The sequence below is a fragment of the Bradyrhizobium sp. 17 genome, from assembly GCF_023073515.1.
In the GTDB taxonomy this organism is placed as follows: Bacteria; Pseudomonadota; Alphaproteobacteria; order Rhizobiales; family Xanthobacteraceae; genus Bradyrhizobium; species Bradyrhizobium canariense_D.
The window spans coordinates 673242-695651 of sequence record NZ_JADPJQ010000130.1 but is presented as its reverse complement, the minus strand read 5'-3'; the positions used below and the strand labels follow the sequence as shown (position 1 = coordinate 695651).

Sequence of the window (22410 nt, the reverse complement as noted above, 5' to 3'; positions counted from 1 at the left end):
AATCATGTTTGTTATAGGCCGTTATTCCCCCGGATGAAGATCGTCCAAATCCAGCCGAGCAGTGCGCTCAAGGCGGCGACCGATGCGGCGATTGCCGCGGTCCGAGTCCACCAGATCTGCCGCTCGTGCCGTTCGATATCCGCCTCGGATTTTTGATTATCTTTCCAGTTCAGCCATTCCTGGGCGAACCCGATCGTCATGACGGGCGCGGTTCCGATCGCGATCGCTCCTGCGGATGCCGCGACGGTCTGGGCAAGGCGCGCTCGGACGTTGGCTGCACCCGTCTTTTCAAGCACCGTAAGCCATTGCCGGGACTGTTCGTCTGAAACATGCCACGTGCATTCCCTGTAAGGAAACGCTTTCGGTCGCTCTGTCATGGCCTTGCACCGCACTCACCCTTCAGTGTCGCCTTGATGTCGCGCCCACCACCCGGCAATCGCCGCTGCTAGATCCTTCCACAACTCAGTCGGCAAATCCGGCACCGCCACCCGGACGCTGTACCGATCCGTCGTCGCGTCGTGAAACCACTCGGTCGCCGCGAAATCGAAACCAAAACTGCCGGCGTGGCGAATGGGGAAGCCTTTGCCGCTCAGGTCGCGGCTCATGTCCTCGGCGGCCTGCCGCGCGGTCGCCTCATCGAGGGCGCGCCTGCCGCGAAGCGTGACATAGAGGCCGTGGGTGAAATGCAGCTCGGCCGAGAGCGAAGCGAGCTCGGCGGCGAAATATCGCGCCGCGTGGCGACCGTTGCGCAGAATCGCAGCGACGCGCGTTTTCGTCAGGGCCCAATAGGCCACAGAGCCCACGAATGGCGGGAAGTGCGCCGGCAACGCCGCGCCACCGAGAAGCCGGACGGCATTGCGGGTTTCCGCCGCCAGGCTTTCGGACAGCAGCTGGCCCGCCTTGAGGTCCTTCCGGCTCCAATGCACGAACACGGCAGAGCCGAGCCGGCCGTATTCCACCCCGAGCGAATCCAGCTTGTTGTGGCTTCGCACCAACACGACGGGAATGTCCCATCGCGCGGCCCATCTCAAGACACGCCGGATGCGCGCCGATCTGCCGGCGAAACATGTCGTGTCGAAAATCAACAGATCGAGCCCCGAACCGTCACAACGCAGAGCTGCCTCGAACGCCCGGGCAGGGGCGCATGAATCGAGCAGGAGCAAGCGTGGCAAGGCTGCCGCAGCGAACGCTTCGCCCAGCGGGAGGCTGGCGATGACAAGCCGCAAATGGGGGACGAGGCTCTCGATCAGCTCCAGTGTCTCGCCGTAAGTGCCCGGCAGCACCACGACGTCTGCTTTGCCGATGATCCGTGCGGACGCGAGCAGCAGCGCGGAGATCGCGGCCATGCCGGAGGCGGTATAGATCGCATCGCTCCTGCAGCCCCGCTCGAGTTCATAGAACGAGGGACCACTCACCTTGAGGTCCGCGCGCTGATAGTCGTAGCTGAACACGAACGGACCGCTGCTGGGAGACGCCGCATGCGACCAGGCCGTCTCCGTCGCTCTCCAGTCCTGCAGCGCATGTTCCGCGCGTAGTGCGGCGGCGAGCTGAAACTTGGAGACCACAACCTCGTCGACCGATTGCGGCCGAGCCAAATGCAGCGGGCTCCTCAGGCAATCGTTCAGCAGCCCGATTTCCCTGTGCTTTCGATCGAGATAGGCTTCGGAGGTCTCCATGCGGATCTTGATGAGCGTCTTGATGCGGATCTTGGCAATTGCGACTGCCATTCAACGTCCGGCGAGCGCATTGGCTCCAACAGCCGGGCCCGCCTATCCTTGCAACGAAGACCGGTCCTCGCCGTTGACACGGCACAAGGAGAACATCATGAGCGAGATCAGAGAGCACATGAAGATCGTCGGCAAGGACGGCGCACATGTCGGCACCGTCGACCGCGTCGAGGGCAACCGTATCAAGCTGACGCGGAAGGACAACCCGGAAGGTCACAAGGACCATCATCATTACATCGACACGAAATATGTCGGTGCCGTCGAAGGCGATGTCGTCAAGCTTTCGGTCAATGCCGACGCAGTGCCGAAGTCGGAAGCTGCCTGACACAGTGCAGCCCTTCGGGGACTTTTTGTTTGTTCACGATCCTGCTCCGCTTCGTTCCCCGAAACGAATCGCGATCGGAAAATCGTCGTCCGAACGAGTCTTAACGTAGCGTTTCGGCGGCTCGCGTCAGGCGTCGAGTGTCACGAGCATAGGCGCCGATGGCGGCGTTCTCGCGCGAAATGAATTGAAGGGGGCGCGGAACGAACTTGCGATCGGCGCGTTCGAAATCCAGTGGTGCCGATTTGCCAGCCCCGATCGGCTCTCGAGAACCCCGTGCTTGTCCCCCGAGCACGGGGTTTTTCTGTGAATACCAGTTCTCTCGTAAAGAGAGAGCTCAGTCCGTCCGCTCTTCGCGCCGGTCGCGGGCGAGTTGATGCCAGGCCAGGGCCAGCTCGATGAGACGTTGCCGGTCAGGACCTTCGGCCGCCACGGCGCGCTTCATCGCCGTCTCGGCTTCATGCTGTGGATCGTACTTGGTACACATGAAGCCAATTCTAGCCGGACGATCTGGACAAGCGCGTGGCAATTTCGTCCGTATGATTGCGGGGTAATGCCGTCCTCGCGGATTTGCGACGCAATCCAATTCACGCATCTGTCGAACGACCCGCCCCGATTGGGGGCTTGATGCGTACCGATCTGTGAAGTGCGTCACAGCCGGCGCACGGCGCCTCCGCTAAACAGTCCTCAGCGCTCCCAGAGAGCGAGAAGGCTTGGGAGATATTCCCGTCATGACGCAAGAAGCCGCAGCCGAAATTCCCGTCCCGGCGCGAGGCGAAAGATCCGACCCGCTCGGCATCGCTTATCTTGCGACCATCGGCATCGTGATGCTGGCCTGGATCGCAGGCCTGGTCTGGGCCGCGATCGCGTTCTTCAACTGGGTAGTGTCCTGACGCGCGGGGCGATCCCCTTGAATCAATTCCCGGCCAGCTGAGGGCCAGCGCCAAAACGAAAAGAGGCGGCTTTTCGCCGCCTCTTCGCTTCAGCCCTCGCCTGGCGTGCTCAGTAACAAGCCCGTGGATCAGCCTGCACGTACTGGCCGCTCGGATAGCGGTAGTAGCAGTTGCCTTGGGCCAGATAGTAGCCGGGGCGCGAAGCAGCCGTCGCGCCGGCGATCGCGCCGGTGGCACCGCCGATCACAGCGCCTGCGGCCGCACCCGAGGCGTTGCCCGAGATCAGGCCGCCCAGCACGCCGCCGACGATAGCGCCGCCAAGCGCGCTCGCGCCGGGATCGGCCGCTGGCGGCGGCGGCGGCGGTTCGTAGGCGACGGGCGGAGCATAGGCCACGGGGACGTCGTCGTAATAATCCTCCGAGATATAGGCCGGAGGCCCGTCCATCCGCTGCGGATAATAATACCGCGCGCCGCCCACATCCCACCACCAGCCAGAGCGGCCGTTGTGGACTTCGTGGCGCCAGCGTCCGCCATCCCAGGCGAGATGGCCGCGATAGGTGTGTCCGCCCCAGTCGCGCGCCGGTGCGGGACCCCTGGCGTAATTGCGTCCGGGCGGCGGACCGCCGGCATTGCGAGGGCCAGGACCTGGACTCGCGAGAGCAGGATTTGGACCCGGACCAGCATGACCAAGACCGCCGGCGTAGGGCTGGACGCCGGCCTGTGGCGCCGGCCGGGCAGCCTGCTGCGGCGGCGGCCCCTTTCGCATGTTCTGCGGCGGCGCGCCGGCGCCTGGCCCGGCCGATGGCTGGGCGGCGTCTCTCGGCGGTCTGGCGTCCTGAGCCTGCGCCGGGACGGCGAGCAATGACATCGCCGAAACCAAGGGAATGATGATCTTGATGCGACTGGACACACTCATGCGTGCTTGCCCCCTACTCTTTCGATTGCCGTCAACCGCCGTGATGCCTGGCGCGATAGACGATTCGGCTCGCGCTGAGCTGATGCCGGCTGACATGACTGACCTGCTTTGGTCGGCTAAGTCCCGTTACAAATGATTAAGATCACGACATTTTTTCGTCCGCGCGGGTCGCTCTGGCATGCCTCTAGCGGGCCGGCTCGATCACATTGCAGTTGCTTCGCCCGGACATCAGGCAGTCCTGCATCTTGCTCGCGGAGGTGAGATCGCGGGCGAGCCACCAGCCGACGCCGAGGATCAGGATCGCGATGATCAAGCCAGCGATGGCGCCGCGGCGGTTGTCACCGGATTGAGGTTTTGGAGTGGATTTCGGCTTCGCGCCCGGTTCGGGCTTAGGTTCGGAGTTGGCTTCGGAACTGGCTTCGGGCTTGGACATGGCTGACCGATCACGGGGGCGAGCGGGCTTTATCACCTCTGCGGCGTGGCGTCACATCCCGTCCAGCTTCTCCCGGTTAGCCTCGGGTCGGCCGGATCGCTTCCTTGCGGGAGGTTTCGGCCGCCGGGATCGCCTGCTGGACGCGCGGAGCGCAGGTCGTAAGCACAAACGCGGTCTGGGTGCATTCCCAATCTGTGCCCAGGACGGCACTTTCGATCGGCTGCGGACGGGCGAGCAGCAGCGTGGCACCGGCCAGGGTTGCCACCACGACCGCGATTGCGAGCGCCTTCAGGCTCAGTCGTGAGATCGTCATACCCGTGCTCCGCGTCTCATACCAGGCGGACGCTAGGCACCGCCCTGGTGCCCCCTTATGAGGGACATCACAATTCGGCAGTTTTTCCGGGCTACGAGAGATCGTCGGGGGCGGCGATTTTCGTCTACCTGATCGGCTGCGATTATAGGTGGCATCACGGCGCGCGCCGATGTACACGCATCTGCGTCGCGCGGCGCCCGCTATGCCCAGCCGACGTACCAACAGGCAGTGATGTAGGATCGAAAGCGAGGATGACAAGGTTCGCCGATGAGTGGATTTAGGGAACCAGGCTTCTCCGACCGGCAAAAGGCGGCACAGGAAGCACGCAAGAACCTTTTGAACAAATTCAAGTCGCAGCCGGGGCCGGATGATCCCGCGGTTGTGGCGAAGCGTGCGGAGCGCGAGGCCCTTGCGGCCAAGCGCGCCGAAGCAAAGGCTGCGCGCGACACGGAAAAGGCCGAGCAGAAGCGCCTTCAAGAAGAAGCTGCCGCGCTCGAGGCCGCGCGGATCGCCCGCGAGGCCGAAGAAGCCGTCGCGAAGGCGGCCGAAGCCGAGGCCGAGCAAAAAGCCAAGCGGGACGCCCGCTACGCCGCCCGCAAGGCGAAGCGCAAGTAACGTTTGCAAGTCTAACGCGCGCAAGTCACGTTCAATTGAATTTGGACTGAAACAAATGCTCTGGGGGCGGTCTACGTGACCGCCCCCGGATTTTTGGCGCGCGTCTGCCTGTCGCAAGCGCCTCCTCGACGTTGGAAGATCAGTGCTTCTTCATCATCCCGTCGTCTTTCTTCATCCCGTCCTTCGACATCGTGTCCTTCTTCATGCCGTCGTCCTTGGACATGGTGTCCTTCTTCATGCCGTCCTTGGACATCGTGTCCTTTTTCATCATGCCGTCATCCTTGCCCATCTTGTCCTGGGCAAAGGCGGCAGGCGACAGCGCGAGGCCGAGCGAGAGAACGGCCGCCGAAACGCCGAGCGCGATGCGGGTACGAATGGTCATGACTGGTCTTCCCTTCGAGATGGATGTTGGTCAGCGACGGACGCCGCTATCTGATCTCGACGGATTGCCACGGGGCGTTGTTACGCGGCCGCCGATAAATTTCCGCGAGCCCATCCTAGGTTCTGCGGATGTAGGAGATCGGGAGTGTGCAATGCAGCATCACCGACGCTTGCCGCGGCATTCGGTCTCGAACTATCAGACTAGAGAACATTGTCTGAAAGACCGGCTAGGATGGGCCTCAGCGCGGTCTCCAAGACCGGCCCAAAATCACGGCAAAGCAAACAAGAACCTTCCAAGAACCGTCCAAGGGAATCACGCCATGTTCACGCGCCGCCACCTGATCGCGACCGCCGTCGCCGCACCCGCCATTCTCCGTTTCAGCACCGGCACCGCGCATGCCGCGACCACGCTGAAGATCTCGCATCAATTCCCGGGCGGCACCGTCGACAAGGGCGATTTCCGCGACCGGCTCTGTCGCGTGTTCGCCGCCGAAGTCAGCAAGCGCAGCAACGGCGACATCGCCGCCGAGATCTATCCGAACTCCTCGCTGATCAAGACCAACGCGCAGTTCTCCGCGATGCGCAAGGGCGCGCTCGACATCAGCCTCTATCCGATGCCCTATGCCGGCGGCGAATTGCCGGAAACCAATATCGGCCTGATGCCGGGCCTCGTCACCACCTACGACCAGGGCATGCGCTGGAAGAAGGAGCCGGTCGGCAAGGCCTTGACCGACTTCCTCGCCGACAAGGGCATCATCCTGCTCAGCTGGGTGTGGCAGGCCGGCGGCGTCGCCAGCCGCTCCAAGCCGATCGTGGCCCCCGAAGATGCCAAGGGTCTCAAGGTGCGCGGCGGCTCGCGCGAGATGGACATGGTGCTGCAGACTGCCGGCGCATCCGTGCTGTCGGTGCCCTCGAACGAAATCTACGCAGCGATGCAGACGGGGGCGTGTGATGCCGGCATCACCTCCTCGACCAGCCTGATCTCGTTCCGGCTTGAGGAGGTCGCGAAATCGCTGACCTCGGGCGCAGGCGCGTCCTATTGGTTCATGCTCGAGCCGCTGATGATGTCGAAGGCGATCTTCGACAAGCTGCCGAAGAACCAGCAGGACATCCTGCTCGCGGTCGGCACCGAGCTCGAAGCCTTCGGCCGCAAGGGCGCGCAGGACGACGATGTCGAGGTCGCCAAGGTCTACGAGAAGGCCGGCGCCAAGGTCTCGGCGCTCGATGCCGCGACCGTCGGCAAGTGGCGTGACATCGCCCGCGACACCGCATGGAAGGACTACGGCGCCAAGACCGCGACATCTGCCAACCTGCTCAAGCTCGCGACCGACGTCGCCGCATGAGCCACGGTCCGCTTCCGGATCGTGACGGCCAGGTAAACGCTGCCGCAAGGACCGGCCTTGCGGCAGCGATCGATCGCGGTCTCGCCATCCTCAACAACATCATCGTCGTGTTCGCCGCGATTGCGCTGATCGCCGCCTGCGCCATCCTGAGCTACAGCGTGCTCAGCCGCGCCTTGTTCAAGGCTGCCAATTACTGGCAGGACGAGGCCGCGGTGTTCCTGCTGGTCGGCGCGACCTTCATGACGGCCGCCTACGTGCAGCAGAACCGCGGTCACATCGGCATCGAGGCCTTCGTCGGCCTGCTCTCACCACTGGCGAACCGGATCAGGCTCTGGCTGGTCGATGCCGTGACGCTTCTGTTCTGCGCTTTCTTCGCCTGGAAGTCCTGGACACTGGCGCATGAAGCCTATGTCGATGGCCAGGTCTCGAACTCGATGTGGTCGCCGCCGCTGGCCATCCCCTATTCGCTAATGGCGTTCGGCATGAGTCTGCTCTGCGTCCAGATCCTCGTGCAGCTTGCGCTGCCTTTCGCTGGAGCCAGGCGTTCATGAGCGTTTTCGGTATCGGCCTCGCCTACGGGATCGCGACGCTTGTCGTGATGTTTTCGGGCATGCCGATCGCGTTCGCGCTCGGCGCGGTCGCAGTCGTGTTCATGGGCATCTACATGCCCGCCGCCTCTCTCGACACGGTGACGCAGAATGTCTACGAGGAAATGGCCTCGATCACGCTGCTGTCGATCCCGCTCTTCATCCTGAAGGGCGCCGCGATCGGCAAGTCGCGCGCCGGCCAGGATCTCTACTCGGCCCTGCACGCTTGGCTGCACCGCGTCCCCGGCGGGCTCGGCGTCGCCAATGTGTTCGCCTGCGCGCTGTTTGCGGCGATGGCGGGCTCCTCGCCCGCGACCTGCTCGGCAATCGGCTCGGCCGGCATCCCCGAGATGCGCAAGCGCGGCTATTCCGGCGGCTTTGCCGCGGGGATCATCGCCGCCGGCGGCACGCTCGGCATTCTGTTGCCGCCGTCGATCACCATGATCCTGTTTGCGGTCGCCGCCGAAAAATCGCTAGGACGGCTGTTCCTCGCCGGTATCGGGCCCGGCCTGCTGCTGGTCTCGCTGTTCGGCGTTTACGCCGTGATTCGCTTCCGCCAGGAATACGCCGCGGCCGAAGCGATCTACAAGAACGGCGGCCCGGAAGCTGCGATCCTCGCCCGCGACGAGTACACGCTCGCGGAACGCTTCAGCGTACTGCCGCGCGTGATCCCGTTCGTGCTGCTGCTCACCGGCGTCATGATCGCCCTCTATGGCGGTTACGCCACGCCATCAGAGACTGCCGGCCTCGGCGGCCTCTTGGCGCTGGCATTGATCGCGGCGATCTACAGCGTGTGGCGGCCGAGCGACCTTGCCCCGATCCTGAAATCGACGATCCGGGAATCGACCATGCTGATGATGATCATCGGCATGTCGCTGCTCTATTCCTACGTGATGAGCTATCTGCACATCTCGCAATCGGCCGCCGAATCCGTCGTCGCGATGCATTTGCCCCGCTGGGGCCTCTTGTTCGCGATCCTCGTCATGGTCGTCGTGCTCGGTTTCTTCCTGCCGCCGGTCTCGATTATTCTCATGACCGCGCCAATCATCCTGCCGCCGCTCCGCGCCGCCAATTTCGACATCATCTGGTTCGGCGTCGTCATGACCATCGTGATGGAGATGGGACTGATCCATCCACCCGTCGGCCTCAACATCTTCGTCATCCGCAACGTCGCGCCGGATATTCCCCTGCGCGAGGTGATCTGGGGCACGCTGCCGTTCGTGCTTTTGATGATGCTCGCGGTGCTGCTGCTCTGCTTCGTGCCGGGCATCTCGACCGCACTGCCGGACCTGGTGATGGGGCCGGACGGGAGCAGGTAGCTGCGTCCACCATCATTGCTTCGCTGCGCTCGCAATAACGGAGAACTAGGAGCTGGCGCGCTTCCTCTTCGCGTTCAGTGCGGAGGCCACGCGGCTCACCGGCGGCTTGCCCAGCACGCCGCTCATCTCGTTGGTTGCCGCCAGCAACCGGTCCATATCGACACCCGTCCTAATCCCCATGCCACCGAGCATATAGACGACGTCCTCGGTCGCGACGTTGCCGGTCGCGCCCGGCGCGTAGGGGCAGCCGCCGAGGCCGCCGGCGGCGGCGTCGATGACGCGGACGCCTTCCTCCAGCCCCGCATAGAGATTGGCGAGCGCCTGGCCGTAGGTGTCGTGAAAATGCATCGCGAGATTGGCGGGAGGGATGTTGGCGCTGACCGCCCGCAGCATCTCTTTGGCTTTGGCAGGCGTACCGACACCGATCGTGTCGCCGAGCGAGATCTCGTAGCAGCCGAGCTCCCACAGCGTGGTGGCGAGATCGGCGACCGCTTTCGGCTGGATCTCACCGTCGAACGGACAGCCCAGCACGCAGGAGATATAGCCGCGGACCTTGACACCATCGTCCCTGGCGCGCGCCAGCACCGGCTTAAACCGTTCGATGGACTCCGCGACCGTGCAATTGATGTTGGCCCGCGAAAAGCCCTCGGAGGCCGCGGCGAACACCGAGACGATCTTTGCGCCGGCCGCGCACGCGGCGTCATAGCCCTTCTCGTTCGGCACTAGCACGTGGAATTCGGCACTGGTCAAATGGCTAACGCCGCGCAGCACGGCGTCCGAGCTCGCCATCTGCGGGATCGCCTTGGGCGAGACGAAGGCGCCGACCTCGACTGTATTGAGGCCGGCCGCGACCAGCGCCTCGATGAAGGCGATCCGGGCCTCGACACTGACCGCCGTCTTCTCGTTCTGGAGGCCGTCACGCGGCCCCATTTCGATGATGCGGACCTTATCGCTCATCTCATTCTCCGGAAGGATCGACCACGGCGAGCTCGACGCCCTCCTGGACGATGTCGCCGACCTTGCATTTGATGGATTTCAGCACGCCGGCATAGGGGGCGCGCAGCGTCTGCTCCATCTTCATCACTTCCAGGGTGAGGATCGGCGCCCCCTTCTCGAGCTTGGCGCCCTCCTCCGCCAGCACGGCGACGACCGTGCCCGGCAAGGGCGCTGCGATCTTGTCCGCGCCGACCTGCTCCTCGGTCTCGCCGCCGAACGGATCAACCCAATGCAGATCGAAGCGGCCGTTGCGCGTGCGCAAATACAGCTCATGGCCGTCGATCACGGCCGCGACCGACGTTTTGACGCCGTCGAGGGTCAGATCGAAGCCGCCGTCCTTCGCTACCATCGTAAACGCCAGCTCGCGCTCGCCGATCACGAGCGTCGACGGGCCGCTGCCATAGTTCAGCACAACCTTCTGCTCCGGCCCGTGTCCAACGCGGAAAGCAAAGCCGCGCCGACGGCGGCCGACCGGCATCCAGCCAAAGGTCTGCCAGGGCGAATTCGCGTCCGCCTGTGCAGCCTGCCGCTCGTTGTTGATCACAGCGGCGACCGCGGCACACAGCTCGAGCTCGCCTGGTGCCGGCGACGCCTGCGTCAGGACCGCCAGCTCGCGCTCGATGAAGCCGGTGTCGATCGCGTTCGCCCTCACCTTCGGATGCGTCATCAGCGCCGACAGGAACGGGATGTTGGTGACGATGCCGCGGACGTCGGACTCTTCCAGCCCGCGGTTCAGCCGCTCGATCGCGACATCCCGCGTCGGCGCCCATGCGATCATTTTTGCCAGCATCGCATCGTAGTATGGCGAGACCGTATCGCCTTCCCGATAGCCGGAGTCGATGCGCAGCCCCCCCGTTTCAGCGGGCAGACGCCAGGTTGATATCTTGCCCACCGACGGCATGAAGTTCTTGGTCGGGTTCTCCGCATAGACCCGCGCCTCCACGGCGTGGCCATGAAGCTTGATCTCGTCCTGCTTCAGCGGCAACGCCTCGCCGAAAGCGACGCGCAACTGCCACTCGACCAGGTCGATCCCCGTGATCAGCTCGGTCACGGGATGCTCGACCTGGAGACGAGTGTTCATCTCGATGAAGAACACGTCCTTGCCGTCGGAGACGAACTCGATGGTGCCGGCGCCGACATAGTTGACGGCCCCCGCGGCCTTTCGCGCGGCGGCACAGACCGCCTCGCGCTGGGCGGGATTGAGCGTCGGCGACGGTGCCTCCTCGATCACCTTCTGGTGGCGGCGCTGCAGGGTGCATTCGCGCTCGAACAGCGAGAGCAGATTGCCGTGGCTGTCGCCGATCACCTGCACCTCGATATGCCGGGGGTTATCGACATATTTTTCGATCAGCATGCGGTCGTCGCCGAACGCGGCCTTGGCCTCGCGCTTCGCGCTGACGATCGCAGGCGCCAGTTCATCCGCGGAGCGAACGATGCGCATACCACGGCCGCCGCCGCCGGCGGACGCCTTCACCAGAATCGGGAAACCGACCTTCTCGGCCGCCTTCGCCAACGTCGCATCGTCCTGCGCCTCGCCGTGATAGCCGGGCACCAGCGGGACGCCGGCCTTCTCCATCCGCGCCTTGGAGCCGGACTTCGAGCCCATGGCAGTCATCATTGCCGCTGTCGGGCCGACGAAGACCAGGCCGGCGTCGAAACACGCCTGGGCGAATTCGGCATTCTCCGACAGGAAGCCATAGCCGGGATGGATCGCCTCCGCGCCGGTCTTGCGCGCGGCCTCGATCAGCCGTTCGGGATTGAGATAGCTGTCGCGGGCACGCGCAGGCCCAAGCAGCACGGCCTCGTCGGCGAGCGCGACATGCATTGCGTCGCGATCCGCCTCGGAATAGACCGCGACCGTGCGCAGGCCCATGGCGCGCGCGGTGCGGATCACGCGGCAGGCGATCTCACCGCGGTTGGCGATCAGGAGGGTGCGAAAACGGCGGTAGAGCTTTGAGCGGTCCATCGCATCACATCCTGAACAGGCCGAATTTCGTCGGCTCGATCGGCGCATTCGACGCCGCCGAGAGGCCGAGGCCGAGCACCAGCCTTGTATCGGCCGGGTCGATCACGCCGTCGTCCCAAAGCCGCGCGGTCGCGTAATACGGGTGCCCCTGGCTCTCATATTGCGCGCGGATCGGCTCGCGGAATTTATCTTCGTCTTCTTTCGACCAGCTGTCGCCCTTGGCCTCGATATTGTCGCGGCGGACCTGGCTCAGCACCATCGAGGCCTGCTCGCCGCCCATCACCGAGATGCGCGCGTTAGGCCACATCCACAGGAAGCGCGGGGAGTAGGCGCGGCCGCACATGCCGTAATTGCCGGCGCCGTAGGACCCGCCGATCACCACGGTGAATTTCGGCACCGACGCGGTCGCGACCGCCGTCACCAGCTTGGCGCCGTCACGCGCAATGCCGCCGGCTTCGTATTTCTTGCCGACCATGAAGCCGGTGATGTTCTGCAGGAACACCAGCGGAATGCCGCGCTGGCAGCACAGCTCGATGAAATGCGCCCCCTTCAGCGAGCTCTCGCTGAACAGGATGCCGTTGTTGGCAATGATGCCGACCGGAAAACCCCAGATGTGGGCGAAGCCGCACACCAGCGTCGTGCCGTAGAGCTTCTTGAACTCGTCGAACTCGGAACCATCGACGACGCGCGCAATGATGTCGCGCACGTCGAACGGCTTGCGCCCGTCGACGGGCACCACGCCGTAGATCTCCTCCGCCGCGAACAAGGGATCACGCGGCGGATGCATGTTGAGGTTTGGTCGTACCGACGGCTTCAGCGTGCCGACGATGCGGCGGGCGATGCCGATCGCGTGTGCGTCGTTCTGGGCATAATGATCGGTCACACCCGATTGCCGCGAATGCACGTCGGCGCCACCAAGCTCCTCCGCGGTCACCACTTCGCCTGTCGCGGCCTTCACCAGCGGCGGCCCGCCGAGGAAGATCGTGCCCTGGTTGCGCACGATGATGCTCTCGTCCGACATCGCGGGGACATAGGCGCCGCCGGCTGTGCAGGAACCCATCACGATGGCAATCTGCGGGATTCCTTGCGAGGACATCTGCGCCTGGTTGTAGAAGATGCGGCCGAAATGCCGCTCGTCGGGAAAGATCTCGTCCTGCAGCGGCAGGAAGGCGCCGCCGGAATCGACCATATAGATGCAGGGAAGATTGTTCTGCCGCGCCACGTCCTGCGCGCGCAGATGCTTCTTCACGGTCATGGGATAATAGGTGCCGCCTTTGATGGTGGCGTCGTTGGCGACGATCACGCATTCGCGGCCCGCGATGCGCCCGACCCCGGTGACGACGCTCGCCGAATGCACGTCGCCGCCGTAAAGGCCATAGGCCGCGAGCGGCGACAGCTCCATGAACGCGGTGCCGGGATCGACCAGCAGGTCGACGCGCTCGCGCGCCAGCATCTTGCCACGCGAGGTGTGGCGGTTGCGCGAGACCTCGCCGCCGCCGCCCGCAACCTGGCTCAGCTTTTCGCGCAGATCCGCGACGAGGGTGCGCATGGCCTCGGAATTGCGCGCAAAGTCCGAAGAAGACGTATCGATGCTGGAATGGAGCGGCATGTTGGTTCCAATTGCGTGAAGGTTTTAAGCCGTCTCAGCCATCAATTCGCGACCGATCAGCATGCGCCGGACCTCCGAGGTGCCGGCGCCGATCTCGTAGAGCTTTGCATCGCGCCACAGGCGTCCGACCGGAAATTCGGAGGTGTAGCCGACCCCGCCAAGCGCCTGGATCGCCTCACCCGCCATCCACGTCGCTTTCTCGGCGGAATAGAGGATCGCAGCGGCGGCGTCCTTGCGCAAGCTGCGCGCGTGATCGGCGCGGTCGCAGGCACGCCCCACCGCATAGACATAGGCGCGCGTGGCCTGCCAGGTCGCGTACATGTCGGCGAGCTTGCCCTGCATGAGCTGGAAGTCGCCGATCGGCTGCCCGAACTGCTTGCGCTCGTGCATATAGGGCACCACCGCGTCCATGCAGGCCGCCATGATCCCGAGTGGTCCACCCGAGAGGACCGTACGCTCATAGTCGAGGCCGGACATCAGCACCTTGACGCCCTCGCCGACCTTGCCAAGCACGTTCTCCTCCGGCACCTCGCATTCGTCGAAGAACAGCGGATACGTGTTGGAGCCGCGCATGCCGAGCTTGTCGAGATGCTGGCCGTGGCTGAAGCCCTTCGTCCCCTTCTCGACCAGGAAGGCGGTCATGCCGCGCGGGCCCGCTTCCGGATCGGTCTTGGCATAGACCACCAGCACGTCGGCATCGCCGCCATTGGTGATCCACATCTTCGAGCCGTTGAGCACGTAGCGGTCGCCGCGTTTGTCGGCGCGCAGTTTCATCGAGACGACGTCTGAGCCGGCGCCGGGCTCGGACATCGCGAGCGCGCCGACATACTCGCCGGAGATCAACTTTGGCAGATAGCGCTCGCGCTGCGCATCATTGCCGTTGCGGCGGATCTGGTTGACGCAGAGATTTGAGTGGGCGCCATAGGAGAGGCCGACCGCGGCCGAGCCGCGCGAAATCTCCTCCATCGCGACGATATGGGCGAGATAGCCCATGTTGGAGCCGCCATATTGCTCCGGCGCGGTCATGCCGAGCAGGCCGAGGTCGCCAAGGCGCTTCCAGAGGTCCGCCGGGAATAGATTGGCCTTCTCGATATCGGCGGCACGCGGGGCGATCTCCGCCTCCACGAAGGCGCGCAGCGTGTCGCGCAGCATGCTGATGTCTTCGCCCAGATCGAAATCGATGCTCGGGATATTCAAGGCGATTCCTCCCTATTTTGGGGACCGAACCTAGCGGCATCGGGGCCCTTCTGCGGTCGAAAAGGTTGCATTTTCCGCCAAACTTGGCGAGGATTTTCCCAGAGGATTTTCCGATGCCTTTTCAAGTCGCAACCGCGATCCCGCGCCGTGCCGTGACCCCTGCCGCCTTCGTCCGCGGCGTCGTTGCCGCTTACGAACGCTACGGCCGCGATCCGACCGAGGCGCTGAGCCGGGGTCAGGTAACGCCGGACCTTGTCAATTCTCCGGATGGGCGGGTCACGGCCGGCCAGTTCGAGGCGCTGGCGGGCCATGCCATGCGCGAACTCGATGACGAGGCGCTCGGCTGGTTCTCGCGGCGGCTGCCCTTTGGCACCTACGGCATGCTGTGCCGCGCCTCGATCACCGCCCCGACGCTGGAGGTCGCGCTCAAGCGCTGGTGCCGGCACCATCGTCTGCTCACCGAGGACGTGCTGCTCGATCTCGCCGTCGGCGAGGAGACCGCGGTCGTGTCCATCCGCGAACTGGCCGACCTCGGACCTCTACGCGAATTCTGCCTGGTCACCCTGCTCCGCTATGTTCTCGGCTTCTCCTGCTGGGCGGTGGATTCGCAAATCGCGCTCCGCGCCGCGGAATTTCCGTACCCCGAGCCCGGCCACGTCTCGGTCTATCCGACCATCTTTTGCCGAAACATCCGCTTCGGTGCGGACCGCGCTTCCATCACCTTCGACAAGCATTACCTGTCGCTGCCGCTCACCCGGAGCGCGGCGGACCTCGACAACATGCTCAAGGGCGCGCTGCGGCTGACCGTACTGCCCTATCGGCGCGACCGGCTGCTGGTCGAGCGCGTTCGCCGCGTACTCCGCAATGCGCGCGGACGCAGTCTCGGCGCCGAGGATGTCGCAAGCGAGCTGGCACTCTCCACCCGCACCATGCATCGGCGCCTGCGCGATGAAGCGACCTCACTGCGGGATCTCAAGGAAGAGGCAAAATTCGAGCTCGCCAAGCAGGAGTTGATGCGCGGTCGCAGCCCGATCAAGCGGATCGCGGAGATCGCCGGCTTCCGCAACGAGAAGAGCTTTTCTCGCGCCTTCCGCACCTGGGCCGGCGCCTCCCCGCGCGAGTTTCGCGGCAGGTATCGCTGAAGCGCGGGTTGTCATGCTGTTGCGGCCTCCGAGATCCAACTTGGAGGCCGCAACATTTCCAAACGGTCTCGCTCAGTTCGAGTTGGTCTGCCCGCCCGGGCGCAGCTTGGTGCGCGAGTGCGTCTGCTTCGGCTGGAAGGCCAGCGCGTCGGCCGACGTCTTCGCGCCGCCGCTCTGTGAGCACGAGCCGCCGATGCCGCCGGCCGCGGCCCGGCAGGCCTCCATCGTCGGATAGCCGCAGCCATGCGCGGCCTGGGCACCATTGGTGATGCAGTAGTCTTCTGCCTGGGCAGCCGGCGCGGTCATCATGAGAAACGCAGATGCAAACAGCGTCGCAGCGGATGCGACGAACGTCTTCGAGATCGAGGTCATGTTGTCTTTTCCTGCTTCAGGGTCCCACAAAAGAGGCCTCGGCATGCGACGCAGGCTGAGGTTCACACCTCGCATGTAGGCCAGCACCAGGAACCGGCAATCACGCTTCGGCGCATTGCAGAACTTCGCAAATCACATGTCACAGTTAGGTGAGTTACTTATGTTTATATCCGCCTTATCCGAACCTGTATCCCGGTAAGGGAGTCACTCCCGCGCCTTCGGATGTTTGGACGTCGTTACGCGAGCTACGTTTTGGGACCCGTCGCCGCCGAACTATCCTGCCGCCGCGATCTCCTGCAATGGCAGCGGCACGTCCTTCGCCACGCCCAGCACCGGAAAGCTGCGGACGTTCTTCACGTTCGGCATCGCGGCGAAATGCAGGAGCTGCTGGCGCATGCTCTCGACGCTCGGGGCCACGCATTTGAGAAGATAGTCGGTGTCTCCCGAAATCCGCCAGCACTGCTGGATGCGCGGGATCGCGGCGATCGAGCTCTCGAATGCCGCCAGCACCGGCTGGGCTTGGCTGCCGAGCTGGATCGAGACGAACGACACCACCTCGTAGCCGAGCAGCCGCTCGTCGATAACGGCGCGCACCGCCCGGATCACGCCGCGGCTGAACAGCGATTTCAGCCGCCTCACGCAGTTGGGCCCGGACACCCCGACGCGCAGCGCCAGCTCGTTATTGCGAACCCGCCCGTCCTGCTGCAACTCGGAGAGTATTTTCAGATCGACGCCGTCGAGCTGGTCACGCCCCGCCATAGCCCACCTCGTCATGGTCGCATCATGCGAGACAGCGAAGCACGGGGCGGAATGGCTGCCAAGGGCAGGACGATGGGAAGAACCGGCGTGGTTGGCCGAGCTTGTCCCGGCCAACCGCGGGCTTTTTACGTGGACGCTAAAACGTGGATGCCCGGGACAAGCCCGGGCATGACCAGAGTTTCGTTGCCCGCCCTCAATGCGTCCACGGCTCGCCGCGGCGGAACGAGAAATTGTCCGCATAGGCGACCGGACGGCGCACCGATTCCTTTGGCTCGATCACCTGGTAGGCGATGCCCTTGCGCTCGCAATAGGCGACCGCCTCTTCCTTGCTGTGGAAGTGCAGCGTGATCTGCTGCTTCATGTCGCCGGACGAGGTCCAGCCCATCAGCGGCTCGACCGCGCGCGGCTGCTCGGGCTCGTAGTCGAGCTGCCATTCCTTGGTCTTCGACCGGCCGGATTGCATCGCGTTCTTGGCGGGCTTGAAAATGCGTGCGGTCATGGACGGTCCGGGCCTCTTGTTCGTCTTTTCGTTCGATTTCGATGCGTCACGGTAGCAGTTGGTGGAAACCGCGGGCATAGTATAGAGACACCTTTAGGGAACTGATCGGTGATTCCGGCCCCCCGGGATGGCTCGCCGATGGGTATAATCATTATGCTGCATCGTGACAATTGCGTACCCGCCTTCCGCGCCGGGGTCTCGCCCGGTGGCCCTGCTTCGTTGACATCTACCTGTCCGTCCCCTCCGAAAGCTCCCGTCGCATGTCCTTCCTGAACATCAACGCCACGCTCCCCGAGAAGGGCCGTGACCTCAGGCTCGACCTGTTTCGCGGCATTGCGAACTGGGCGATCTTCCTCGACCATATCCCCGACAACGTGGTGAACTGGATCACCACCCGCAACTACGGCTTTTCCGACGCCGCGGATTTGTTCGTCTTCATCTCCGGCTACACCGCCTCCTTCGTCTATGCGCGGATGATGCTCGAGCGCGGCTTCCTGGTCGGTGCTACGAGGCTGACCAAGCGGGTCTGGCAGCTCTACGTCGCCCACATCATCCTGTTCGTGATCTACATCGCCTCGATCAGCTATCTGGCGCTGCGCTTCGGCGATTCCGAGATGATCAACGAGTTCAACGTCGCCGGCCTGGTGGACAACGCCACCGAGACGCTGCGCCAGGGCCTGTTCCTGCGCTTCAAGCCGCTCAATCTCGACGTGCTGCCGCTCTACATCGTGCTGATGGGGCTGTTTCCGCCCGTGCTCTGGTTCATGCTGCGCAAGCCGGACCTGACGATGGCATTGTCCATCGTGCTGTGGCTGACCGCGCGCCATTTCGGCCTGAACCTGAACGCCTATCCGGCCGGACAGTGGTACTTCAACCCGTATTGCTGGCAGGTGCTGTTCGTGTTCGGCGCCTGGTGCGCCATGGGCGGCGCGCGGCGCTCGATGACGCTGATCAACGCACCGGTCACGCTGTGGCTCTGTCTTGGTTACATGCTGTTTGCGCTGGTCATGACCATGGCCGGCCGCTTCCCGACCCTCGGCGGCATGTTCCCGGAATGGCTGTTCTCGGCGTTCAACCCGAACGACAAGACCAACCTCGCGCCCTACCGCTTTATCCACTTCGTCGTGATCGTGATCCTGGTGATCCGCTTCGTTCCCAAGGACTGGCCGGGCCTGGAATGGAAAGGGTTCGACCCCATCATCGTGTGCGGCCAGCAGTCGCTCGCCGTGTTCTGCGTCGGCGTGTTCCTGTCCTTCGTCGGTCATTTCGAGCTGTCGATGAGCTCGGGCTCGCTGTTCGCGCAGATCTTCGTCAGCGTCGCCGGGATCGCGATCATGACGACGGTGGCCTATTACATCTCCTGGTCGAAGAAGCAGGACAAGCCGCTGAAGCCGCCGCCGCCCAAGACTGCGGCCGCAAAGGCCGCTTGAACGGGCAGCTCCGATCCCGCCGGACGACAGCGCCGCCGCTTCAGGCCGCCGCTTCGCTGTCGTACTCGGTAAACTTCTTGTAGATCCAGTCACGGCCGTCGTGGCGGCGCCAGACCTTGCCGTAAACGAGCTGCCCGTTGATCGAGCGTCGCGGCACGAACACGGTCCAGAGGTGCCAGATCTCGGTCCAGCTCGCCTGCGGACCGACGGTTCGGACGTTGCGATCGAGAGACATGATACAGAACTCACAGGATACGAGCGCTGCGACGAACTGTGATGTCGTGTGAGCACGAATTTCAGGCAGACCGTCGCAAGCCGAACCGATCTGATAACAGTCGCGAAGGCGCCCGCAACAACCGCTCGCTCTTAACCTAACCGATCAACCTTACCTCCTGTGAGCGCGTGGCGAGACCGGTTGAAAGCGGCCGCCGATTTTCCTAGACTGTGTGCGATTTGAGAATGAGCGCGTCGTTTTGAGGACGCGCGTTGATTTCCAGCCTGACGCGAATTTTTGAAAACGATTGATGGGCGGGGGCCACCACGATGAATTTGCAATGTGCATGTCTGCGCTTGGCGCTGCATTCGACGCCGCCTGCTCTGCCCGCGAAGACGCCGGAGCAGGAGCCGCGGAAGGTCGCCAACGACAATCAGCTGGCCTGGCCATTCCTGCCGTTTCCGTTCGGCTGGTACGCGACGAACTGATGGTTGGAAAAGCGTAACGCCGCGCAAGCGGAATATCATCGCTTGGCGGCGTCCGCTAGGCATTGGGCGCTGAAATCCCCAACACCAATATGTCTAGGACGACGCCTAAAGGTTCGACAAAGTTTTACGCATTCCGCGCCGCCCGACCCGCCCCAATGCCTTGAAATGTCGCGCGGAAAGTCGCGTTGCGCAGGGAATGAGCGCCGAGGGTTAGGAAGGCTTTGGCGGCTGCGGGCATCGGCATCGAACGCGCGCCATGCACGGCTGGAGCTGCGCTCGCCTGGCGCCTCGCCGATTGGCTATTGTTCTGAGGCGCGGGTCTGGCCCACCTCGGACTGGTCGGGGCAGCTGGATTCGAACCAACGACCTGCAGTACCCAAAACTGCCGCGCTACCAGGCTGCGCTATACCCCGAATGTCCGGCGAGCCCCGTCGATACACGCTTCCCAAAGCGCCAGCAAGCCTTCCAAAGGCGCGAGCAAGCTTCCCAAAAGACCGCCAGGACGGGGCAATAAGCCCTCCCGCCTACTTGCTGCCGAACAGCGGGTGGCCCACGCGGTCGCCGGCGCGGATGCCATATTTCTGCGCCGTGCCTGCCACCACCTCCAGAACAGCCCGCGCGGGCCCCCTGGATGAGATGATCTTTGTCGACATCGGCTCGGTATTTTCGGCGATGCGCAGAATTCGGCCGTCGGCGCGAATGAAGATCATGTCGAGCGAGACGTAGGTGTTCTTCATCCACATCGACACCTCCTGCTCGGGATTAAAGTCGAACAGCATGCCTTTGCCGTCCGCCAGTTCCTTACGGTACATCAGGCCAGTCTGCTTCTCTTCCTCCGTCGTCGCGACCTCGACCGAGAACACCTGCACGCCGTTCCTGGTGACGATCTCGAGGGGCTGGAAGCTGGCGGCGCGCACGGGTGCGCTCGCGACGGCACAGCCGGCGATGACAAGGATGGCGGCAAGCCAGCCCTTCGCAAGGGCGAAGACGGCCTTTCGATCGAAATTCATGGATGGCTCTCGAGGCGTGGGACTGGACCAGTCCTTACGTGGCGGTCACCGGAAAAGCCAGAGGCGCGCCGGCCAGCCAGCGCGCCTCTGCTCACGATCGCGGGAATGGAATTAGTGGGACGAAACCGGCGATCCCGTCTCGGGATGGATCTCGGCCGCCATCATGCCCTTGGAGCCGGGCCCGAACCGGACCAGGACATACTGGCCGGGCCGCAACTCGGTCATGCCGAAGCGGCGCAGCGTCTCCATGTGCACGAAGATGTCGGGGGTGCCCTCGCCGCAGGTCAGGAAACCGAAACCGCGCAGCCGGTTGAACCATTTGACCTGAGCCCGCTCCAGCCCGCTGGTCGCCGTCACCGTGACATGGGTGCGCGGCGGCAGCATCTGCGCCGGATGGATCGCAGTCGACTCGTCCATCGAGACCACGCGGAACGCCTGGTAGCCCTTGGCGCGCTGGATGCACTCGACGACGATGCGGGCGCCCTCGTAGGCGGTCTGGAAGCCGTCGCGCCTAAGCACGGTGACGTGCAGGAGCACGTCGGGCCAGCCATTGTCGGGAACGATGAAGCCGTAGCCTTTTGAGGCGTCGAACCATTTGATGACGCCGTGAACCTCGACGAGGTTGGCGCTGCTCTCACCAAGTCCGGTGAACGGACTGAGTGCACTGTCGCGACCGCCACCGCCGTGTTCGCCCACCGCGGGAACTCCGACCTTCTTGGACTCAAATCCGTCCGACGACCCCATAACCCCGGACCCCACACATGCCATGCAACCCGCCTGAATGGCGGCGCCGAATCACGCGTCTTTAGAGAATCTTCTCAACTCGACGCGACGCGAATCTTTCGACTCAAAAGATAACACTCCCGGTTGCGACGCATAGACAAAAAAGAGATTCGGCGGAACCTATGAACAGCTTGCACAGCCGCGAATCAAATTGCTGCCTCAATTACCGACAAAGGGCCCCAGCGTTTCGCCGATGTCGTGGCGGATCACAAGGTCGGCGATGTCGTCCTGCTCGGTTGGCTCGCGATTGACGATCACCAGGCGTGCACCTGATTCCTTCGCCATCATCGGAAAGCCCGCGGCCGGCCATACCACCAGCGAGGAACCGATCGCGATGAAGAGATCGCAGGCTTGCGACAGCGCCGTCGCGCGCTGCATCTCGTCCTCGGGCATTGTCTGGCCGAAGGAGATCGTGGCGGTCTTCACCGGCTCGTCGCACACGGTACAGTTGGGCGCGGCGCCCTCCTCGTCGAAGCGGCGCTTCACCCAATCAAGCGGATAGGCCTGCCCGCATCCAATGCAGCGCGCATACGTGGTGTTGCCGTGAAGTTCGATCACGTGATCGCTTGCGACGCCGGAGGCCTGATGCAGATTGTCGATGTTCTGGGTGATGATCGCGGGAACCTTGCCGGCGCGGTAGAGTGAGGCGAGCGCGCGATGGCCGCGGCCGGGCTTGGCCGCCGCAAAGACCTCCTTCATGGCGAAGCGCCGGCGCCAAGATTCGTCGCGCGCCTCCTGGCTGGCGACGAACTCGTCGAACGGGATCGGGCGGTTGCGCGTCCAAATTCCGCCCGGCGAGCGAAAGTCGGGGATGCCGCATTCGGTCGAGATGCCGGCGCCGGTGAACGGCACGATCCGTTTGGCTTCGGCGATCATGTCGCCAAGACGCTCGACGCCGCTGCGAAGATCCGATGCAATCAACGCCGCCTCCCGTTTTGCTTTTGTTTTACTGATTTGTTTTTGCGCTAGCTGCAACATGCGCAAGCGACAAGATTATTGACGCTGTTCTCCACCGCCACGCAAGACATGGTCGGCAATTTTTTCCGACCCTCGCTTATCACAATCCTGCAATGCCTCCTCCCCATTGACGCCCCAA

At 63.8% G+C, this 22410-nt stretch carries 27 protein-coding genes and 1 tRNA gene; 9 read left to right on the top strand and 19 right to left on the bottom strand.

The window, feature by feature from the left end; translation table 11 throughout:
* Positions 1–11: 11 nt before the first annotated feature.
* The gene (locus tag IVB13_RS39725) at positions 12–377 is read right to left on the bottom strand and encodes a hypothetical protein (protein ID WP_247338016.1); all 366 of its coding nucleotides are present in this window, start codon (positions 375–377) and stop codon (positions 12–14) included.
* A gap of 15 nt (positions 378–392) precedes the next feature.
* Positions 393–1676: a hypothetical protein gene (locus IVB13_RS39720; RefSeq protein WP_026233440.1), complete on the bottom strand. Its 1284-nt coding sequence runs from the start codon at positions 1674–1676 to the stop codon at positions 393–395.
* A gap of 148 nt (positions 1677–1824) precedes the next feature.
* Between IVB13_RS39720 and IVB13_RS39715 the strand changes: the two genes are divergently transcribed.
* Positions 1825–2052, top strand: a complete 228-nt coding sequence (locus IVB13_RS39715) for a DUF2171 domain-containing protein (RefSeq protein ID WP_018457777.1) — start codon at positions 1825–1827, stop codon at positions 2050–2052.
* A gap of 334 nt (positions 2053–2386) precedes the next feature.
* Here IVB13_RS39715 and IVB13_RS39710 read toward each other — a convergent pair whose 3' ends face one another.
* Entirely contained in the window at positions 2387–2536 is a 150-nt protein-coding gene (locus IVB13_RS39710) for a hypothetical protein (protein WP_018457776.1), read from the bottom strand.
* A 244-nt stretch (positions 2537–2780) separates the two neighbouring features.
* Here IVB13_RS39710 and IVB13_RS39705 point away from each other — a divergent pair, with 244 nt between their 5' ends.
* Complete coding sequence (locus IVB13_RS39705) at positions 2781–2942, top strand: hypothetical protein (RefSeq protein ID WP_018457775.1); 162 nt, start codon at positions 2781–2783, stop codon at positions 2940–2942.
* Positions 2943–3051: 109 nt separating this feature from the next.
* On the opposite strand, the gene IVB13_RS39700 is transcribed toward IVB13_RS39705, so the two are convergent.
* The 3 genes from IVB13_RS39700 to IVB13_RS39690 form a co-directional block, all read right to left on the bottom strand.
* Positions 3052–3858 (bottom strand): hypothetical protein, encoded by an 807-nt coding sequence (locus IVB13_RS39700; protein ID WP_247338017.1) that lies wholly within the window; start codon positions 3856–3858, stop codon positions 3052–3054.
* Positions 3859–4042: 184 nt separating this feature from the next.
* Positions 4043–4291, bottom strand: a complete 249-nt coding sequence (locus tag IVB13_RS39695; RefSeq protein ID WP_018457773.1) for a hypothetical protein — start codon at positions 4289–4291, stop codon at positions 4043–4045.
* A 76-nt stretch (positions 4292–4367) separates the two neighbouring features.
* Positions 4368–4604, bottom strand: coding sequence for a hypothetical protein (locus IVB13_RS39690; RefSeq protein WP_018457772.1), 237 nt, complete (start codon positions 4602–4604; stop codon positions 4368–4370).
* Between the two features lie 267 nt (positions 4605–4871).
* Here IVB13_RS39690 and IVB13_RS39685 point away from each other — a divergent pair, with 267 nt between their 5' ends.
* Positions 4872–5219, top strand: coding sequence for a DUF6481 family protein (locus IVB13_RS39685; RefSeq protein WP_018457771.1), 348 nt, complete (start codon positions 4872–4874; stop codon positions 5217–5219).
* A gap of 139 nt (positions 5220–5358) precedes the next feature.
* Here IVB13_RS39685 and IVB13_RS39680 read toward each other — a convergent pair whose 3' ends face one another.
* A complete protein-coding gene (locus IVB13_RS39680; protein ID WP_007591301.1) occupies positions 5359–5601 on the bottom strand; it encodes a pentapeptide MXKDX repeat protein in 243 nt (80 codons plus the stop codon).
* 319 nt (positions 5602–5920) lie between these two features.
* Between IVB13_RS39680 and dctP the strand changes: the two genes are divergently transcribed.
* From dctP to IVB13_RS39665, 3 genes are read left to right on the top strand one after another with little or no spacing between them, the layout of a single operon-like run.
* A complete protein-coding gene (dctP, locus tag IVB13_RS39675) occupies positions 5921–6943 on the top strand; it encodes a TRAP transporter substrate-binding protein DctP (RefSeq protein WP_247338018.1) in 1023 nt (340 codons plus the stop codon).
* Entirely contained in the window at positions 6940–7494 is a 555-nt protein-coding gene (locus IVB13_RS39670; protein WP_247296812.1) for a TRAP transporter small permease, read from the top strand. The genes dctP and IVB13_RS39670 overlap by 4 nt, the downstream gene beginning before the upstream one ends.
* Positions 7491–8849, top strand: a complete 1359-nt coding sequence (locus IVB13_RS39665) for a TRAP transporter large permease (protein ID WP_007591317.1) — start codon at positions 7491–7493, stop codon at positions 8847–8849. The genes IVB13_RS39670 and IVB13_RS39665 overlap by 4 nt, the downstream gene beginning before the upstream one ends.
* Before the next feature lie 45 nt (positions 8850–8894).
* Here the strand turns inward: IVB13_RS39665 and IVB13_RS39660 are convergent, their stop codons facing one another.
* Genes IVB13_RS39660 through IVB13_RS39645 form a run of 4 tightly spaced genes read right to left on the bottom strand, consistent with a single transcriptional unit; the run spans position 8895 to position 14617 of the window.
* Positions 8895–9806, bottom strand: a complete 912-nt coding sequence (locus IVB13_RS39660; protein WP_018457768.1) for a hydroxymethylglutaryl-CoA lyase — start codon at positions 9804–9806, stop codon at positions 8895–8897.
* Between the two features lies 1 nt (position 9807).
* Positions 9808–11811, bottom strand: a complete 2004-nt coding sequence (locus IVB13_RS39655) for an acetyl/propionyl/methylcrotonyl-CoA carboxylase subunit alpha (protein ID WP_247405212.1) — start codon at positions 11809–11811, stop codon at positions 9808–9810.
* A 4-nt stretch (positions 11812–11815) separates the two neighbouring features.
* A complete protein-coding gene (locus IVB13_RS39650) occupies positions 11816–13420 on the bottom strand; it encodes a carboxyl transferase domain-containing protein (protein ID WP_018457766.1) in 1605 nt (534 codons plus the stop codon).
* Positions 13421–13444: 24 nt separating this feature from the next.
* Complete coding sequence (locus IVB13_RS39645; protein ID WP_018457765.1) at positions 13445–14617, bottom strand: isovaleryl-CoA dehydrogenase; 1173 nt, start codon at positions 14615–14617, stop codon at positions 13445–13447.
* A gap of 113 nt (positions 14618–14730) precedes the next feature.
* On the opposite strand from IVB13_RS39645, the gene IVB13_RS39640 reads away from it, so the two are divergent.
* On the top strand, positions 14731–15759 hold the full coding sequence (locus IVB13_RS39640; RefSeq protein WP_018457764.1) for an AraC family transcriptional regulator: 1029 nt from the start codon (positions 14731–14733) through the stop codon (positions 15757–15759).
* Between the two features lie 72 nt (positions 15760–15831).
* Here IVB13_RS39640 and IVB13_RS39635 read toward each other — a convergent pair whose 3' ends face one another.
* The 3 genes from IVB13_RS39635 to IVB13_RS39625 form a co-directional block, all read right to left on the bottom strand.
* The gene (locus IVB13_RS39635) at positions 15832–16131 is read right to left on the bottom strand and encodes a DUF3551 domain-containing protein (protein ID WP_018457763.1); all 300 of its coding nucleotides are present in this window, start codon (positions 16129–16131) and stop codon (positions 15832–15834) included.
* A 273-nt stretch (positions 16132–16404) separates the two neighbouring features.
* Positions 16405–16890: an Lrp/AsnC family transcriptional regulator gene (locus IVB13_RS39630; protein WP_007591345.1), complete on the bottom strand. Its 486-nt coding sequence runs from the start codon at positions 16888–16890 to the stop codon at positions 16405–16407.
* A gap of 193 nt (positions 16891–17083) precedes the next feature.
* The gene (locus IVB13_RS39625; RefSeq protein WP_007591346.1) at positions 17084–17389 is read right to left on the bottom strand and encodes an ETC complex I subunit; all 306 of its coding nucleotides are present in this window, start codon (positions 17387–17389) and stop codon (positions 17084–17086) included.
* A gap of 260 nt (positions 17390–17649) precedes the next feature.
* Here IVB13_RS39625 and IVB13_RS39620 point away from each other — a divergent pair, with 260 nt between their 5' ends.
* Positions 17650–18819, top strand: a complete 1170-nt coding sequence (locus tag IVB13_RS39620) for an OpgC domain-containing protein (RefSeq protein WP_018457761.1) — start codon at positions 17650–17652, stop codon at positions 18817–18819.
* 40 nt (positions 18820–18859) lie between these two features.
* Here the strand turns inward: IVB13_RS39620 and IVB13_RS39615 are convergent, their stop codons facing one another.
* Complete coding sequence (locus tag IVB13_RS39615) at positions 18860–19054, bottom strand: hypothetical protein (protein ID WP_018457760.1); 195 nt, start codon at positions 19052–19054, stop codon at positions 18860–18862.
* 308 nt (positions 19055–19362) lie between these two features.
* Here IVB13_RS39615 and IVB13_RS39610 point away from each other — a divergent pair, with 308 nt between their 5' ends.
* Positions 19363–19521: a hypothetical protein gene (locus tag IVB13_RS39610; RefSeq protein WP_018457759.1), complete on the top strand. Its 159-nt coding sequence runs from the start codon at positions 19363–19365 to the stop codon at positions 19519–19521.
* Positions 19522–19857: 336 nt separating this feature from the next.
* Here the strand turns inward: IVB13_RS39610 and IVB13_RS39605 are convergent.
* From IVB13_RS39605 to IVB13_RS39590, 4 genes are all read right to left on the bottom strand, one after another.
* Positions 19858–19934, bottom strand: a tRNA-Pro gene (locus IVB13_RS39605).
* 111 nt (positions 19935–20045) lie between these two features.
* On the bottom strand, positions 20046–20531 hold the full coding sequence (locus IVB13_RS39600) for a DUF192 domain-containing protein (protein WP_018457758.1): 486 nt from the start codon (positions 20529–20531) through the stop codon (positions 20046–20048).
* A gap of 111 nt (positions 20532–20642) precedes the next feature.
* Positions 20643–21275: a cold-shock protein gene (locus IVB13_RS39595; protein WP_018457757.1), complete on the bottom strand. Its 633-nt coding sequence runs from the start codon at positions 21273–21275 to the stop codon at positions 20643–20645.
* A 198-nt stretch (positions 21276–21473) separates the two neighbouring features.
* Positions 21474–22235, bottom strand: coding sequence for an NAD-dependent protein deacetylase (locus IVB13_RS39590; RefSeq protein WP_018457756.1), 762 nt, complete (start codon positions 22233–22235; stop codon positions 21474–21476).
* Positions 22236–22410: the final 175 nt, after the last annotated feature.

Coding starts and splice junctions, on each gene's coding strand:
- IVB13_RS39725 (WP_247338016.1), bottom strand. CDS start 377: ATGACAGAGCGACCGAAAGCGTTTCCTTACAGGGAATGCACGTGGCAT.
- IVB13_RS39720 (WP_026233440.1), bottom strand. CDS start 1,676: ATGGAGACCTCCGAAGCCTATCTCGATCGAAAGCACAGGGAAATCGGG.
- IVB13_RS39715 (WP_018457777.1), top strand. CDS start 1,825: ATGAGCGAGATCAGAGAGCACATGAAGATCGTCGGCAAGGACGGCGCA.
- IVB13_RS39710 (WP_018457776.1), bottom strand. CDS start 2,536: ATGTGTACCAAGTACGATCCACAGCATGAAGCCGAGACGGCGATGAAG.
- IVB13_RS39705 (WP_018457775.1), top strand. CDS start 2,781: ATGACGCAAGAAGCCGCAGCCGAAATTCCCGTCCCGGCGCGAGGCGAA.
- IVB13_RS39700 (WP_247338017.1), bottom strand. CDS start 3,858: ATGAGTGTGTCCAGTCGCATCAAGATCATCATTCCCTTGGTTTCGGCG.
- IVB13_RS39695 (WP_018457773.1), bottom strand. CDS start 4,291: ATGTCCAAGCCCGAAGCCAGTTCCGAAGCCAACTCCGAACCTAAGCCC.
- IVB13_RS39690 (WP_018457772.1), bottom strand. CDS start 4,604: ATGACGATCTCACGACTGAGCCTGAAGGCGCTCGCAATCGCGGTCGTG.
- IVB13_RS39685 (WP_018457771.1), top strand. CDS start 4,872: ATGAGTGGATTTAGGGAACCAGGCTTCTCCGACCGGCAAAAGGCGGCA.
- IVB13_RS39680 (WP_007591301.1), bottom strand. CDS start 5,601: ATGACCATTCGTACCCGCATCGCGCTCGGCGTTTCGGCGGCCGTTCTC.
- dctP (WP_247338018.1), top strand. CDS start 5,921: ATGTTCACGCGCCGCCACCTGATCGCGACCGCCGTCGCCGCACCCGCC.
- IVB13_RS39670 (WP_247296812.1), top strand. CDS start 6,940: ATGAGCCACGGTCCGCTTCCGGATCGTGACGGCCAGGTAAACGCTGCC.
- IVB13_RS39665 (WP_007591317.1), top strand. CDS start 7,491: ATGAGCGTTTTCGGTATCGGCCTCGCCTACGGGATCGCGACGCTTGTC.
- IVB13_RS39660 (WP_018457768.1), bottom strand. CDS start 9,806: ATGAGCGATAAGGTCCGCATCATCGAAATGGGGCCGCGTGACGGCCTC.
- IVB13_RS39655 (WP_247405212.1), bottom strand. CDS start 11,811: ATGGACCGCTCAAAGCTCTACCGCCGTTTTCGCACCCTCCTGATCGCC.
- IVB13_RS39650 (WP_018457766.1), bottom strand. CDS start 13,420: ATGCCGCTCCATTCCAGCATCGATACGTCTTCTTCGGACTTTGCGCGC.
- IVB13_RS39640 (WP_018457764.1), top strand. CDS start 14,731: ATGCCTTTTCAAGTCGCAACCGCGATCCCGCGCCGTGCCGTGACCCCT.
- IVB13_RS39635 (WP_018457763.1), bottom strand. CDS start 16,131: ATGACCTCGATCTCGAAGACGTTCGTCGCATCCGCTGCGACGCTGTTT.
- IVB13_RS39630 (WP_007591345.1), bottom strand. CDS start 16,890: ATGGCGGGGCGTGACCAGCTCGACGGCGTCGATCTGAAAATACTCTCC.
- IVB13_RS39625 (WP_007591346.1), bottom strand. CDS start 17,389: ATGACCGCACGCATTTTCAAGCCCGCCAAGAACGCGATGCAATCCGGC.
- IVB13_RS39620 (WP_018457761.1), top strand. CDS start 17,650: ATGTCCTTCCTGAACATCAACGCCACGCTCCCCGAGAAGGGCCGTGAC.
- IVB13_RS39615 (WP_018457760.1), bottom strand. CDS start 19,054: ATGTCTCTCGATCGCAACGTCCGAACCGTCGGTCCGCAGGCGAGCTGG.
- IVB13_RS39610 (WP_018457759.1), top strand. CDS start 19,363: ATGAATTTGCAATGTGCATGTCTGCGCTTGGCGCTGCATTCGACGCCG.
- IVB13_RS39600 (WP_018457758.1), bottom strand. CDS start 20,531: ATGAATTTCGATCGAAAGGCCGTCTTCGCCCTTGCGAAGGGCTGGCTT.
- IVB13_RS39595 (WP_018457757.1), bottom strand. CDS start 21,275: ATGGGGTCGTCGGACGGATTTGAGTCCAAGAAGGTCGGAGTTCCCGCG.